At 41.9% G+C, this 15,225-nt stretch carries 17 protein-coding genes; 16 read left to right on the top strand and 1 reads right to left on the bottom strand.

The window, feature by feature from the left end; all coding sequences use genetic code 11:
• The first annotated feature begins 9 nt into the window (after positions 1 to 9).
• The 14 genes from AC6B99_RS03395 (at position 10) to AC6B99_RS03330 (ending at position 13,402) form a co-directional block, all read left to right on the top strand.
• Positions 10 to 2,253 carry a glycosyltransferase family protein gene (locus tag AC6B99_RS03395; RefSeq protein WP_496662749.1) on the top strand — a complete coding sequence of 748 codons (2,244 nt, stop codon included), beginning with the start codon at positions 10 to 12 and terminating at the stop codon, positions 2,251 to 2,253.
• Positions 2,250 to 2,552 carry a hypothetical protein gene (locus tag AC6B99_RS03390; protein ID WP_496662748.1) on the top strand — a complete coding sequence of 101 codons (303 nt, stop codon included), beginning with the start codon at positions 2,250 to 2,252 and terminating at the stop codon, positions 2,550 to 2,552. Before AC6B99_RS03395 ends, AC6B99_RS03390 begins: the two co-directional genes overlap by 4 nt.
• A 68-nt stretch (positions 2,553 to 2,620) precedes the next feature.
• The gene (locus AC6B99_RS03385) at positions 2,621 to 3,847 is read left to right on the top strand and encodes a glycosyltransferase (RefSeq protein WP_496662851.1); all 1,227 of its coding nucleotides are present in this window, start codon (positions 2,621 to 2,623) and stop codon (positions 3,845 to 3,847) included.
• Between the two features lie 13 nt (positions 3,848 to 3,860).
• The gene (locus AC6B99_RS03380; protein ID WP_496662747.1) at positions 3,861 to 4,436 is read left to right on the top strand and encodes a hypothetical protein; all 576 of its coding nucleotides are present in this window, start codon (positions 3,861 to 3,863) and stop codon (positions 4,434 to 4,436) included.
• 18 nt (positions 4,437 to 4,454) lie between these two features.
• The gene (locus AC6B99_RS03375) at positions 4,455 to 5,198 is read left to right on the top strand and encodes a sugar phosphate nucleotidyltransferase (protein ID WP_496662746.1); all 744 of its coding nucleotides are present in this window, start codon (positions 4,455 to 4,457) and stop codon (positions 5,196 to 5,198) included.
• A gap of 17 nt (positions 5,199 to 5,215) precedes the next feature.
• On the top strand, positions 5,216 to 5,773 hold the full coding sequence (gene rfbC, locus AC6B99_RS03370) for a dTDP-4-dehydrorhamnose 3,5-epimerase (protein ID WP_496662745.1): 558 nt from the start codon (positions 5,216 to 5,218) through the stop codon (positions 5,771 to 5,773).
• 9 nt (positions 5,774 to 5,782) lie between these two features.
• Positions 5,783 to 6,805, top strand: coding sequence for a dTDP-glucose 4,6-dehydratase (rfbB, locus tag AC6B99_RS03365; RefSeq protein WP_496662744.1), 1,023 nt, complete (start codon positions 5,783 to 5,785; stop codon positions 6,803 to 6,805).
• Complete coding sequence (rfbD, locus tag AC6B99_RS03360; protein ID WP_496662743.1) at positions 6,802 to 7,671, top strand: dTDP-4-dehydrorhamnose reductase; 870 nt, start codon at positions 6,802 to 6,804, stop codon at positions 7,669 to 7,671. The genes rfbB and rfbD overlap by 4 nt, the downstream gene beginning before the upstream one ends.
• 9 nt (positions 7,672 to 7,680) lie before the next feature.
• Entirely contained in the window at positions 7,681 to 8,628 is a 948-nt protein-coding gene (locus AC6B99_RS03355; protein ID WP_496662742.1) for a glycosyltransferase family 2 protein, read from the top strand.
• Positions 8,629 to 8,742: 114 nt separating this feature from the next.
• A complete protein-coding gene (locus AC6B99_RS03350) occupies positions 8,743 to 10,149 on the top strand; it encodes an undecaprenyl-phosphate glucose phosphotransferase (protein ID WP_496662741.1) in 1,407 nt (468 codons plus the stop codon).
• Positions 10,139 to 11,119 carry a glycosyltransferase family 2 protein gene (locus AC6B99_RS03345; protein ID WP_496662740.1) on the top strand — a complete coding sequence of 327 codons (981 nt, stop codon included), beginning with the start codon at positions 10,139 to 10,141 and terminating at the stop codon, positions 11,117 to 11,119. Before AC6B99_RS03350 ends, AC6B99_RS03345 begins: the two co-directional genes overlap by 11 nt.
• 336 nt (positions 11,120 to 11,455) lie before the next feature.
• Positions 11,456 to 12,901 (top strand): cardiolipin synthase, encoded by a 1,446-nt coding sequence (gene cls / locus AC6B99_RS03340; protein WP_496662739.1) that lies wholly within the window; start codon positions 11,456 to 11,458, stop codon positions 12,899 to 12,901.
• A gap of 95 nt (positions 12,902 to 12,996) precedes the next feature.
• A complete protein-coding gene (locus AC6B99_RS03335) occupies positions 12,997 to 13,197 on the top strand; it encodes a hypothetical protein (RefSeq protein WP_496662738.1) in 201 nt (66 codons plus the stop codon).
• Between the two features lie 25 nt (positions 13,198 to 13,222).
• Entirely contained in the window at positions 13,223 to 13,402 is a 180-nt protein-coding gene (locus AC6B99_RS03330; RefSeq protein ID WP_496662737.1) for an H-type small acid-soluble spore protein, read from the top strand.
• Positions 13,403 to 13,514: 112 nt separating this feature from the next.
• Here AC6B99_RS03330 and AC6B99_RS03325 read toward each other — a convergent pair whose 3' ends face one another.
• Positions 13,515 to 13,826 (bottom strand): hypothetical protein, encoded by a 312-nt coding sequence (locus AC6B99_RS03325; protein ID WP_056034098.1) that lies wholly within the window; start codon positions 13,824 to 13,826, stop codon positions 13,515 to 13,517.
• Between the two features lie 147 nt (positions 13,827 to 13,973).
• Between AC6B99_RS03325 and uptA the strand changes: the two genes are divergently transcribed.
• Together uptA and AC6B99_RS03315 are read left to right on the top strand one after the other, a co-directional pair.
• Entirely contained in the window at positions 13,974 to 14,582 is a 609-nt protein-coding gene (uptA, locus tag AC6B99_RS03320) for an undecaprenyl phosphate transporter UptA (RefSeq protein ID WP_056034095.1), read from the top strand.
• Between the two features lie 59 nt (positions 14,583 to 14,641).
• Positions 14,642 to 15,208 (top strand): thioredoxin family protein, encoded by a 567-nt coding sequence (locus AC6B99_RS03315; RefSeq protein ID WP_056034092.1) that lies wholly within the window; start codon positions 14,642 to 14,644, stop codon positions 15,206 to 15,208.
• The last annotated feature ends 17 nt before the right edge of the window (positions 15,209 to 15,225 follow it).

Genomic DNA, 15,225 nt, shown 5'->3' with positions numbered 1-15,225 from the left:
ATAGTTGGCATGAAAGCAAGAAGGTTGCTTTGGCTATTAAATCATGACACACTGAGCAAGTTCGAACTGCCGCTTATTAAAAATTTAGGTTTTGAAATTTATACACCAAAAAGTACAATAAAAGAAATTTTACAGTCAAGCGGTTCTATTACATTTGAGTACGACCATACATTAACTATTCCAGAAGAAGATTTGAAATTGTTGAATGAATATGACTTTTTTTCTACAGCAAATATGCCTCTTTATATTAAAAAGATTATTAATGAGCACTTTGGAACGGTGATTACATATATCGATACTGCTTTCGTGTTGTTACGGAAGTTGATTCATAATTTTAATGGACAAATCTTTTTACGTGCATTTGGAATAGGGCCTTCAAATTTTAAAAATTATACAGATTTAATAAATCTTTATTTTACTGAAAATGATCTTCACAAACTCAAGCAAATCAGTAAACGATTTTGGTTTTCTCAGTGTTACTCTAACCTTGTAGAGGTAGAAGATGATTTTTATAAAAAAAATGCTGTTTATATGCCATTGGGCTTGCCCAATGAATTTTATGAAATAGAGAATCAATGGATGGGCAAACATGATAAGGTTTTGTTTTTTTGTACAAGAATAAAGTATATTCCGGAATCTGAAAAAGTTTATAATCAGTTTAAAAAGGATTTTTCAGGTTTTGATTATATTATAGCGGGTAATCAACCAGTTCCTGTAGAAGATGAAAAAGTTACTGGTTTCTTGGAAAGAGATCAATTAAATGAGCTGTATAAAAATTGCAAAGTTATGTATTATCACTCGACGGATCCTCGTCACTTGCATTATCACCCGTTAGAAGCCATGATTGCAGGTATGCCTGTTGTTTATATGGAAGGTAGCTTACTTAGTATTCTAGCTAAAGATACACAACAAGCGGGCAGTTGTAAAAATATAAAAGAAGCTAGAATGAAAATAAAGAGAATTATTGATGGAGATAATGAATTAATAAATAATATTATTAATGATCAGAAAGAAATATTGTATAAGTTCTCGTATGAATATAATAAACTCATGTGGGAACAAAACTTCATTCCGATAGTAAATGATTCAGTTCCTGTTTTAAAGAAAAGCGCTGAAAAAATTGCGTTATTTCTAACAGAAGGTGAGTGGAGTATTTACAAAGAAGATTATGTTCAAGTAGTTAAGATGTTAAATGCAGGGTTGAAGAAGTTGGATGAAACGAATTCTATTACTTTTAACATTTCGGGTAATCAATTTGATGCGAGTCGCGATTTTATGGAGTTACTACAAGAAGGTGTATCAGTTAGAGATTTTAAACTTCAGGAATTTTCATTGAGCAGTACAATGGATTCGTTAGCACTCTTATTCCAAAATGAACAGTTATGGTATAGCAGTTATATAATGCCGGTTGATTATGCAAGAAATTTTGTAGATGCAGACTACTGGTTGTTTTTAAATCACCAGTTGGATGAGCCTATTGCGCCAATCAAACCATATGGTATTTATATTGATAATTTAGGGGAACGATTCTATAAAACGATTACTGACTATAGAATATCGAATTATAAAAATGCATCATTCTTATTAACTAGTTCTCTACAAACGAAAATAGATTTAGTGAAACATGTTGGCATAGCAGAAGAAAAGATAAGCATTATACCGTTTGTTTTTTCTAATAGTCATGCAGAAGAAAGTCCAAGCATTAAATCATATTATCTTATCGAGGTAGATAGTAAGAAAAAAAATCAGATAAAACGATTACTTACTGATCTCCAGGAATATTATAGATTAAGTGGACGAACGGAAAAAGTGAAAATACATTTAAATAATTATAAGCTTGAGGATGATTATGCTTATGAAGCAAGTGTTTTTTTAAACAATATGATTAAAGAATCGAAATTTTTAAGAAATAAAGTAACGTTGTATTATGATTTAAAGATTAATGAGTACAATGCTTTATATTCGAATGCCAAGAAGATTATTATTCCTCACGATCTGAAGCATATATACTTTAAACTGGCGAAGGCAATGCAATATAGAAAAGAGACGATACTTCAGGAATTTCCATTCTATAAAGATTTTGAACATACATTTGGTTGTACATTCATTTATAAAAACTTTACTTCAAATGATAATGTGCTATTCGAAGTGTTTTCAGAGTCAACAGAAGATAAACAGGTAGATGCTAAGCTTGAGCATATCCATATGGATGCAATCAATGAAATAGCTCAAGTATGGAGGAAGTTGCTGTGAAAAAATTAGGTGTGTTTGTAGGCTTTCAACCAGGTTCTAATCTTTCAATTGAAGGTATTGGCAGGCTGTTGGCTTTTATTTTAAAAGAACAAAAGTCTAATAATTTTAGTATCGTTTTATTTTGCCCTGAGTGGTTAATTAGTTCAGTTAAATCTTTATTAAAAGATAACAAGATACCATTGGAAAAATATGAAATTGTTTCCACGGAAAAAATTCCAATAGGAGTAAAAATCAAAAACTATTTAACAAATAGAAAAAAAATCTCCCCAAAGTATCTCCGTTTAAAAGAATGTTATTAAAGATTAAACAGAGCGTATATGAAGTATTAGAAAAACTTTTTATAGAATATATGAGTACTTCTTCTTTGGTGTCGTTGTTTGGTAAATCGATTTTATATTTACTAATTGGCTTAATTTTTTCTCCAATCATCCTTTCTTTTTTAGTGTTTTTTTTCATATATAAGTCAGTTAATTTAATAGTAAAAAAAGTCTTGAAGAGAGTTAGAAGAATCTCTTTTATTCATTCTTTATTTGAAAAGGTAAATTCTTTTGGCGTTATGGTTCGGGGGAGGTTTTACAATACTGTCCTGGAAAATGAGTTGAATAGAATAGTAAAGCTAATAAATAGTCGTAAAGATGTAAAGGTATGTTTTATTCCATCAATGGCATGGCCACAAGTAAAGTCGATTCATTGTAGCAAAGTGTTGGCAGCGCCAGATATAATATTTTATGACTTTCCTACACAATATCCGGGCACTATTGCAACTCATAAACGCATCAGAAAAAGCATAGATAGTGCAGATCATCTAATTTGTTATAGTAATTATGTGAAATATGGTCATTTAATTGATAAATGTGGTGTTGATGAAAGTAAAGTAACAGTAATCAAGCATGCAAATATCAATATGAGGGAACATTTGAAATTGTCTGATAGCGTTTCTAAGTACATGAGCGATGTACAAAATGCGAAACTAATAATAAATAGTTATATTCAATCCAAATGTTCTCCTAATAATGTCTTGTTTAACTCTGATATTGGCCAGATTGACTATGTTATATATTCATCTCAAGCAAGACCTCATAAAAATATTTTTAATTTAATAAAAGCGATTAAAATTATAAATATGGAGAAGTTTAAAAACATTAAACTTATAGTGACAGGTGATATCTCTCATTTGCAATACATGCAGGATTATATTAAAGAACATCATTTGGAGAACGATATTTTTGTTATGACCGGACTTTCCTCAGAAGTGCTAGCAGCATTTAATAAAATGGCTGTTTGTGCAGTAAATCCAACATTATTTGAGGGAGGCTTCCCGTTTACTTTTTCAGAGGCTTATTCTGTAGGTACCCCTTCGGTCATGAGCAGCATACCTGTTGTAGAAGCGGAGATTGAGAGCATAGAATTAAGGGAACTGATGTTATTTGATCCCTATAATCCTTATTCTATGGCGCAAAAAATTGAGTATGCAATGGAGCATGAAGATGAGTTATTTAAAGCGCAAGCAGATTTATATGAAAAATTTGCACAACGAGATTGGAAACTAGTTGTAGGAGAATACAATGCTGTATTTGAAAAATTCATGTCCTAAATAAGGTGGATATATGAAAAAAAAATGGATGGTTACATCATTATTGCTTGTTTTTTTAGTTGTAAATGGTTTAGCGGTGAGCGCGAATGAAGCAAGTGATGTGAGTATTATAGTTAATTCAGATAAAGAGCAGTACGATAAAGAAATAGATATGGATGTAACTGTTGAGTTTCACAATACCGATCTGTACAATAATCAAACCTTTTTAAGCTATCATATATACGATGAAAGGGGTACCGAATTGTTATGGGAGGGACAGCGCTTTCCGTTAACAATAAATAAAGAAGGAGTCGCGAATATAAATCTTCTTTTGAATGTGAGTGCTAATTTAGGTCAAGCAGAGGTTAATCATCTTAAGGTAAGATTCGATGTAGTTGACGTGAAAAACAATTATTGGTTGTCTACTAATCCGAAGGTGAAGCTGTCTACAGAAGAGATTATTATGAATGAGGATTCGTTAAAACGGGCGATATCAACAATAAAATCCCCTGTAAAAAAACATCCATTTATATTTTTTGTAAATGTAGCATTTTTTTTATTATTCATTGTTCTGTTTATTCGATTTAGAAAAAGTCAATTGTTTATTTGAATAAATGGGGGAATAAATATGAAAGGAATCATACTGGCTGGGGGGAATGGCTCACGCCTATTCCCGTTAACCAAAGTAACGAATAAGCATCTTCTTCCAATTGGGAAATATCCGATGATTTTTCATGCTATTGCAAAGTTGAGAGAAGCGAATATTGTGGATATCCTCATTGTAACAGGAAGAGAACATATGGGCGATGTCGTCAGTCTACTTGGGAGTGGTTCAGAGTTTGGTTTGTCTTTCACTTACAAGGTTCAAGATGAGGCTGGTGGTATTGCACAGGCTCTAGGTTTGGCCGAGAAATTTGTTAATCAGGACCGGATGATTGTTATTCTTGGAGATAATGTTTTTTCTGAAAAAATTAGCGAATTTGTATCAAATTATCATGAACAGAAGCATGGTGCGAAAATTCTGATTCAAGAGGTTGATGATCCTCATCGTTATGGAGTGCCAGAATTAAGTGAAGGAAAGATTGCTTCTATAATAGAAAAACCGCATACCCCAAAAAGTAGCTACGCTGTGACTGGAATATATATGTATGACAGTCGAGTTTTTGATATAATTCGTTCTCTAAAACCTTCTGACCGAGGTGAACTAGAGATAACTGACGTTAATAACGCATACATTTCCTCCAATTCACTAACATATGATGTATTACCTGGCTGGTGGACTGATGCTGGTACTCATAACTCTTACCATAGAGCTAACGAATTGGCAAAAGACATTATTTATGGTGAGGAGTTTGGTAATTTGAAACTGTAATTGGCGGTGAGTAACTAATGAAAGTAACGAGTGAAGCTCTTCAAGGACTCAAAATAATTGAAGCGAACTTATATGGCGACCAACGTGGTTTTTTTTATGAAAGCTACAATGTCGAAACGTTTCAAAAAGTAGGGATTAACAATAAATTTATTCAAGACAATCATTCCCTATCTGTTGAAGCAGGCGTTTTACGTGGCCTTCATTACCAGTTAAATCCAAAGGCTCAAACCAAGCTGGTACGAGTAACCGCCGGAGCCATTTACGACGTCGTTGTCGATATTCGCAAAGGCTCACCTACTTTTGGTCATTGGCAGGGCTTTATTTTAAGTGCAGCTAATAAGCGTCAGCTTCTAGTCCCACAAGGATTCGCCCACGGCTTCTGTACAATCGTGCCCAATAGTGAAGTACAATACAAAGTAGATGAGCTTTATTCCCCTGAGCATGACAGAGGCATAGCCTGGAATGATCCGGCACTTGGTATTGATTGGCCGACCTCTGCCCCGATTCTTTCTGACAAGGACGGCAAGCATCCTGTTCTTGCCAATGCGGAAATTAATTTTGTATATGAAGGGTGAGCTTAACTCGTGAAATTATTAGTTACCGGCGGTGCTGGCTTTATTGGCAGCAACTTTGTACTTTATATGATCAATAAGTATCCGGAGTACCACATTATTAATGTAGATGCGCTAACTTACGCGGGCAATTTAGAAAATTTGCGCAGTATTGAGCAGCATCCGAACTATACATTCGTGAAGGCGGACATTACGGATAAGTCAGCGCTTGAGCCGCTTTTTGCAGCTGGTATAGATGCCATGCTGAACTTTGCAGCGGAGTCGCATGTGGACCGGAGCATTTTGCAACCAGAAATTTTTGTGCAGACGAATATTTTGGGTACCCAGACGCTGCTTGACTTGTCTAAGCAATACCAGATTTCTAAATTCGTTCAAGTGTCCACTGATGAAGTATATGGTACGCTTGGTGCGACGGGCCTCTTCACAGAAGAAACGTCGCTTGCTCCAAACAGCCCTTATTCGGCGAGTAAAGCTGGAGCAGATCTGCTTGTAAGAGCTTATCACGAAACGTTTGGCCTACCAGTTAATATTACGCGCTGCTCCAATAACTATGGACCGTACCAATTTCCGGAAAAGCTCATTCCACTAATGATTCAAAATGCGCTGCAGGATAAGCAACTGCCAGTCTACGGAGATGGTCTCAATGTTCGCGATTGGCTTTACGTCGAAGATCATTGCAGTGCCATAGATCTCGTATTGCATAAAGGACGCAATGGCGAGGTTTATAATGTTGGAGGCAACAATGAGCGTGACAATCTTCATGTTGTAAAAACAATTTTGCAAGAGCTGGGTAAGCCAGAGTCTCTCATTAACTATGTACAAGATCGACTAGGCCATGATCGCCGTTATGCGATTGATGCGGATAAAATTCGCAACGAGCTGGGCTGGCAGCCGCAGTTTGCCTATGAGAGCGGGATTAAAGCGACGATTCAGTGGTACTTGAACAACAAGGAATGGATGGAGCAGGTTGTGTCCGGCTCTTACCAGCAATATTATGATACACAGTATAAGGATCGTTTGGGTGATCAGGCATGATTACCCAGCAGCCTGAGAAGCCGCAGCGAATTGTGGTTACCGGAGCGGGAGGGCAGTTAGGGGCAGAACTGGCGCATTTGCCTAAGGCTGAGGGAATAGAGATTATCCCCCTTAGCCGCTCTGAACTTGATGTTACAGACACTGAGCAATGTCGTGCCGTTCTCGCGAAGCATTGCCCTGACGCAATTATACACTGCGGTGCTTATACAGCCGTTGATAAAGCCGAATCCGAGCCGGATGAGGCTTTTCGCGTAAATGGAGCAGGAACTCGCAATCTTGCGGTTGCAGCTTCTGCGGCGGGAATTAAGCTTTGCTACATCAGTACAGATTATGTGTTCGATGGTACAGGTGCTGTGCCTTATAATGAATATGACAATACGAATCCGCAAACGGTATACGGGAAATCTAAGCTGGCAGGGGAATATGCTGTCCAGACGATGCATAATCGTTTTTTTATTGTTCGCACTTCCTGGGTATTTGGCAAGTACGGAAATAACTTCGTCAAGACGATATTGAAACTAGGAACGGAACGCGACAGCTTGAAAGTCGTCTCAGACCAGTTAGGCTCGCCAACGTATACGTATGATTTGGCCCATTTTTTACTAGAGCTTGTACAGACAGAAAACTATGGTATTTATCATGCTTCTAATACGGGAGTTTGTTCTTGGCATGAATTTGCTCAGGCGATATTTGAGGAGAGCGGGTTAAAGATTCAGGTAGAGCCTTGTAAAACTGCTGAGTTTCCTCGTCCCGCTTCTCGACCAGCATATTCTGTCATGGATCACAGCGCTATCCGCAGCAATGAATTACAGCAGTTGCGTCCATGGAGGGAAGCGCTGCAACATTATTTGAAAGATAGTGAGTGATGTGTTGCAATGGCTACAGCAAGCGTCTGTATCGTGACCTACAATAGTGCTTCGGATATTGAAGCGTGCTTACATGCAGCTCTGCGTCAGACTTTGCGGCCAGAGCAGGTTATTGTTATTGATAATGCTTCCAGTGATGGAACGCAAGCGATTGTGCAGCGTTATGCCGCAAATGAGGGCTTGAAAGGAAATATTCATTTTAGCGCCAATATCTTAAACAATGGATTTGCTGGCGGGCAAAATCAGGCGATCGCTCAAACCGAAGCTGATTACGTTCTGGTTCTTAATCCCGATGTGACGTTGGGTCAGGATTTTTTGTTGGAAGCGGTAGCTTTCATGGAAAGTAATCCGCAAGTCGGCAGCGTGACAGGGAAGCTAGTACTCGGCTCCGATCCTACTAAAATGGACAGTGCGGGACTTGGCATTCGACCCACACGCCAAGCCTATGATTTGGCCGCCGATGAGCCTGCCGCGAATTGGAACAAGCCGCAGGAAGTATTCGGGGTATCCGGAGCAGCCGCAGTGTATCGCATGGCTATGATTCGTGATATTCAAATTGACGGTCAGTTTTTTGATGAGGACTATTTTGCCTATAAAGAGGATGTAGATGTGGCGTGGCGGGCGCAGAAGCTAGGCTGGAAAGCCAGTTATGTACCTTCGGCTGGTGCGCTGCATCACCGAGGATGGAAGCAGGGAGGCCGCCGTTCTGTCCCCTTGTTCATCCGTAGGCACTCCTATCAAAACCGCTGGTTCACGCTTATTAAAAATGAGCCAATCAGCTGGCAGCTGCTCTGGTTGATTCCCTTGCTGACTTTCGTGGAAGCTGCGAAGCTTGCTTATATTCTGCTTAGAGAACCGGGCCTGCTTGGTTCTTGGCCCGTTATTTTCAAAATGCTGCCTGCTATGCTGCGCAAGCGCAAGCAGGTTAATCGCAAGATGAAGGAAAAGCTTAGCTAATGAGTAAATTAATGAGAATCTCATGTGGAAACATATGGGGTTCTTTTTGCATCCTTATTTTGATACAATATTAGTAGAGTCGAAATCTGATAGAATGTGGGTGAATTTGCATTTATGATCCGGCAAAACCAGAGGATATTGTCCCAGTTATATATGCTTGCGGATCTGTTATGTACGTTAATTGTATTTCTTGCCGCCTATTGGCTTAAATTTTATAGCGACTGGCTGTCCTATGTAAATTCCGTGCCTTTCTCCACCTATTTGGTTTGGGGAACCGTCTATTCATTTTCAGCTGTTGTAGTCGGTTTTTATTTGCAGTTTTATTCGCCTAAGCGGCGTAAAAATTATTCCTATGAAGTACTGAAGATTATACAGATTCAGACGATCAGCTTCCTGTTCTTGCTCAGCTTATTTTACTTCACAGGTGAAGTACATATTTCCCGGGAATTACTTTTAATCTTTTTCCTGATGAATATTGCAGCTATAGCTCTCTATCGTTATATTGTAAAATCAATGCTTTTCTCCTTCCGTCGACGTGGGTACAACAAGCGTTATGTGCTAATTGTCGGGGCGGGCTCAGTGGGGCGCAGCTTTTATCATAATTTGCAGAAGCGTCCTGAGCTGGGGTATGAAGCAGTCGGTTTTCTTGACGATTATCAGGGAGAGCACGCGGAGGAGCATCAGTTCATGCAGCCGATCATCGGCAAGCTGGACGATCTTGAAGCGAAGTTGAATGAGCTTACGATTGACGAGGTTATTATCGCATTGCCGCTCGAAGCGCATAAGAAATATGCGCAGATCATTGAGACTTGCGAGAAAACAGGCGTGAAGACGCTAATTATCCCGGACTTTTTTGATTTGCTGCCTGCTAGGCCATTTTTTGATAATTTTGCCGGTATTCCGCTTATAAATGTAAGGGATGTTCCCCTAGATGAGCTGAGTAATCGTGTACTGAAGCGCGGCTTTGATATTATTTTTTCGCTTATTGCGATCCTAGTTACTTCACCAATTATGCTCGCGACGGTCATTGGCATCAAACTGACCTCGCCTGGACCAGTTCTGTTTAAACAGGAACGGATGGGGTTGAACCGCAAAAATTTCTTCATGTATAAATTCCGTTCGATGCGCGTCTCGACAGGTGAAGTATCCAATACCCAGTGGACGGTGGAAAATGATCCTCGCCGTACGAAGTTTGGCAGCTTCCTGCGCCGCACGAGCCTTGACGAGCTGCCGCAGTTTTTTAATGTGCTTTTCGGACATATGAGCGTTGTCGGGCCACGCCCAGAGCGTCCGTATTTCGTTAGCCAGTTCAAAGAAGAGATTCCGAAGTATATGATCAAGCATCAGATTCGTCCCGGCATTACTGGCTGGGCGCAGACGAATGGGCTGCGCGGTGATACTTCCATTGAGGATCGGATCGTACATGATTTATTTTATATTGAAAACTGGACTTTTATTTTGGATTTGAAAATCATCGTAATGACGATTGTGAGAGGGTTTGTCAATAAAAATGCTTACTGATAGCAGTACAAATGTGAAGGTTTCGGTAATAATTCCTACATTAAACGCAGGGTTGGAGTTCGTAGAGCTTATTCAAAGGCTGCAGAAACAAACGCTGCTGCCCTACGAAATTATCGTTATGGACTCCACCTCGGAGGATGGTACACCCGAGCGGGCGCGTCAACTCGGAACGCGTGTGCTGTCGGTGCTGCGCAGTGAATTTGATCATGGCGGTACGCGCAATACGGCTGCTTCCCAGGCAAAAGGCGATTTTTTCGTATTTATGACGCAGGATGCGCTGCCCTATGATGAACAGCTGCTTGAAAAACTTGTCCAGCCGCTGCTTGATGATCCCGGAACTGCCTGCTCCTACGCAAGGCAAATACCGTATCCCCATGCAGGCATATTAGAGCGGCTGGCAAGAGCATCCAATTATCCGCCTGAGCCGCGATTGAAATCTAAAGCAGATATTGATCAAATGGGCATTCAAACGTTTATTTGTTCGAATGTATGCGCGGCCTATCGCAGAGAAACCTTTTATGAGATGGGCAGCTTTGATGCTCCTGTTATTTTTAATGAGGATATGTTTATGGCCGCAACCTGTGTCATGAACGGATACAGCATTGCTTATGCGGCGGAAGCAGGCGTTTATCATTCCCATGATTATACGCTGATGCAGCAGTTCAGGCGTTTTTTTGACAATGGAGTATCGATGTGCCGTAATGAATGGATTATCCCTTTTAGCAAAGTAGGAAAACCCGGCTTTAAGCTGGTCAAAACCCAGCTCCAATGCTTGCTGAAGGAGCGTCGTTATCATTTAATTCCTGTGCTTTTTGCAGAATCGGCAGCGAAGCTTATCGGTTACAAGCTGGGTATCAAACATAAACGACTTCCGGTGTTTTTATGCAGGTATTTTAGCATGCATAAGCTGATTTGGGACCGAATGCATCGTGTTAACGATTCGTCGACTCCTATGAAACGTACAGGCTAGCCTAATTAGCAGATGAAGATATTCTATAATTATGGATGTTGTAGCTTATGATGGTGGCAATTGTAGCTTACTTTGTAAACCTTCAAGCATACAGCATTGTTAAGCAATGAACAGCATGTGCTCCCGATTCGGGGGCACATGCTGTTTTGTTATGTGTATTTAATCTGCTGCATATCAAATCAGCTTGCCTATAAGGAAACATGCGCATAATGGAACGATGAACCGCGGACACTAGATAAGCAGGTTTCTAGCCGCAAGTTGCTTGTTTGCATGACATTGCAAAAAATAGTAGGTTATGTGGCGCTTTCAGCACGCGTCACAACAAGGGGGACCTTCATGTCCGTTTGGTTGATTATAATTGCTCTAGCCGTCGTTCTAGGGCTTTATTTACTGCAATTTGTATTTATCTTCACAATGGAATATCGTAGGCCTGCACGCCTAGCTGCTTGGCTGACGATTACGATGCTGCTGCCGATTTTGGGGATTGCGCTTTACTTGCTGCTTGCGCGGCCAGTTAATCGCCAAAGCAGCCATACACATAAACGGCTGGCTCAAGAGAAGCTTCTCCAAGCCGGGGAGCTGACACACAATGCGCAAAGCTTTGCTGATTTGAAGGCAAGTCCGGAGCTTGGTGGGCAAGAACAGCTATTCCGGCTGTTGACGGCATCGAAAGGCCACTGTATTACGCTGCGCAACAAGGTCCATGTGCTCCAAAATGGGCACGATACCTACGAAGCGATTTTGGCGGCGATTAGCCGGGCACAAAGCTTTATTCATCTTGATTATTATACGATACGGGATGATAGAATCGGACAGCGCTTCAAGCAAGCTTTGATCGAGAGGGCAAGGGCGGGGGTAAAAGTTCGCGTGCTGTATGACGGCATCGGCAGCATGAATCTAAGCCAGGCCTATATTCACGAGCTTAATACGGCTGGCATTCAGACAAGCTGTTTTTTGCCGCCGCGCCATGCCTGGTACGAGCGGAGGCTGAACAACCGCAATCACAGTAAAATCGTAGTCATCGATGGCAAAATCGGCTTCGTTGGAGGTATTAATATTGGCGATGAGTATTTGGGTAAAAATCCAAAGCTTGGGTTTTGGCGGGATACCCATGTGCAGCTGGAGGGAGATGCGGTTTATTTTTTACAGCAGCTGTTCAGGAGCGATTGGGCTTTTGCTGCAAAAGAAGAGCTGAGCGAAGCGCTCTATATGCCGCTGCATCATTGTGAAGGCAACGATCCCGTATTGATTACGCCTGGAGGCCCTGATCAAATCGGGGAGCCGATCTTGGAATCAGTCGTTGCTTCGGTAATGGCTGCGAAAGAAAGCATATGCTTGTCGACGCCCTATTTTATACCTGATCCGGGATTGCTGATGGCGCTTCGCGTAGCGGCGCTGAGCGGCGTCGATGTGCGAATTATTATTCCGGGCAAAGGGGATTCCCAGCTTGTATTGTGGGCTACGCTCTCCTATGTAGAGCCGCTGCTTAAGGCGGGGATTAAGGTGTTTCGCTATCGAAAAGGATTTATACACGCCAAGGTGCTCATCATTGACCGCATGCTGGCGTCAGTGGGAACGGCGAATATGGATATGCGCAGCTTCTACAACAATTATGAGCAAAATGCGCTTTTATTTGATGCGGGATCTATTTCGCAGTTGAAGCGGGATTTTCGGCAGGATGAGCGGGATAGCGAGGAGCTGAGCTTGAACCGTTTTTCGGAGCGGCCAGTCCTTCAGAAAATGGCGGAAGCTGCTGCGCATCTGCTGTCTCCATTATTATAAGCGGGCACTTGAACGGCAGGAATGAATGAACAAGTGTCCGATCGGGCATATTTTGCAAGTAGGCAAGGAGCTGTTTAAAGAAAGGAGGGATGGCAATGACAGATATGAATGATCAACCAGCAGGCGAAAACATAACTAATGGTACAGGCGTTGACGCCCAGCATGAAGGGCGCTCCGATTATTTTATGGATATTGACCGTATGGTGAACGAAGGGCTTGGAGGAGGCAATGTAACGCCTCATAACGGCCTTATTGATGAATCGACGACCGATACGATGGAGGAAGAGGGCAGATAGCAATTAAGCTTAAGGAGGGATCCTGATGGACGTTTCGCGCGCCAAGCAGATCTATGATTCATCGCAAACAATTAGAGTGCAGCTCGATGGGAAAGCCGTATGGATCGAGCATGTAGACGTAGCGAACAGCATGGCAACCGTACAGGTGGGCTCCAATCCATTAAATACGGAAACGGTATCGGTGGAGCGGCTGCGGGAAGAGTAATTCCCGCTTTAAGAGGCGCAGCCTAAGCATATCATGAAAAGCAGGGTATTTTCTCAGGCCAGCGGCCCATAGAAAAACCCTGCTTTTTTCGTATGCCCACAGGCCGGGCATCTTACCCGCCAAACGACTCGCGGAAGGCTTCGCTTAGCTTCGCTCGGTCCGTCTCCCATAGCTCGGCGATTTCAGCGGAGACGTTCTCATCCCACCAATCCGCGAGCAGCTTGCGATTGCTTTTATGCTCGTGAATCCACAGCAGATTGACTGCTACCTTCTTAAAATACAAATTTTCCGCCTGATCAAGCTTTTCTTTGGACACCCACAGCTTCAAACGTTTGGCCGTACGGTACAGCTCATTGCTGCAGGCACGCCGTATTTTGCGAGCGGTAGGCAGGCTTGAGTCATGCTTCTGGGCAGTAGGCTTCATGGCAGACCCGCTCCTCTCTTTCCTCTATATGTATGCTTCCGCCCGCATGAACGTCACCTGCACGGTTTCGACTGGATGAGCCTTCCTTCGGTGTGGTAGAATAACAAACGAAGCAGTAGTTTAGAGAGGATGTGAGAGGCAAGCGTGATGGATAGCATTTCGGAGATTTTGCATACCCTGCTTTTATGGATTGAAAGCCTTGGCTACTTTGGGATTTTGATCGGTTTGCTGATGGAGGTCATTCCAAGCGAGATTGTACTCGGCTTTGGCGGCTACTTGGTGTACAAAGGCGAAATTTCCTACGCGGGCGCCGTCTTTTTTGGAACGCTCGGCGCGGTTGGGCAAAACTGGATTTTGTATGCTTTCGGCAGATTCGGCGGACGTCCCCTGGTGGAGAAATACGGAAAATATATTAAAATTAAAAAGAAGCATGTCGACCTAGCCGAAGAATGGTTCAAAAAATATGGCTCCGGCATTGTATTTACAGCCCGTTTCGTTCCCGTCATGCGTCAGGTCATCTCGATTCCTGCAGGCATGGCGAAGATGAATTTCTGGCTGTTTACTGCACTTACCGCAGCTGCTTCCCTGCCATGGGCGCTATTGTTCGTCCATTTGGGCCGCTCGCTTGGCGAAAATTGGGAAAATATTCATGAGCAGGCGAAGGATTATGTGCTTCCAGCTATTATTCTCGCAGTATTGTTAATCATTGTTTATTCGCTTTATAAATTTAGAAAATCACGTAAGAAATCGGCGTAATGCAGCCTGATCCGCATGAACCTACGATACATATAACAGGAGAAAGAGGGTAATTAATTATGAGCAAAAGCGTAGCAGAGAAATTGAATAAAGGCATTAGCCCGCAGCAATTCATCGACGGCATGGAGAAAAATAAAGAGGCTTTTCAAGACTGGTACAATCAGTTTGCATGGACGGATGAAAGCGATCGTGAATTTTTCGAATCGCTGAACAACCGCGACGATTTGCGCTGCTTGATTTTAATGGCAGAATGGTGTGGCGATGTCATTCGCAATATTCCGGTTGTATTCCGTGCGCTCGAAAATAGCGGCGTTCCAACAGAGGTGCTCATTATGGAGGAGCATCTCGATACGATGGAGCAGTTTTTGACCATGGGCGGCCGCGCGGTGCCGATCGTTATTATTGCAGATACAGGCGGCCATGTGCTCGGACAATGGGGACCGCGTCCTAAGCATGTTCAAGAAGCGATGACCGCATTCAAGCTGGAAAATCCAGACCGTGAAGCAGCGGATTATCAAGACAAGCTTGGACTTGTTCGCCAAGAAATGGGCCGCCGTTACGGCGAAGGCACAGGCTATCATTCGGTTATTGTGAAAGAGCTGCGCGATCTGCTGGAGTCGTTCTAAACAGAAGAATAGGAGCG

Source organism: Paenibacillus liaoningensis (assembly GCF_059609455.1).
The sequence above is the reverse complement of the archived record's forward strand: the minus strand, read 5'-3'. Positions and strand labels throughout refer to the sequence as shown.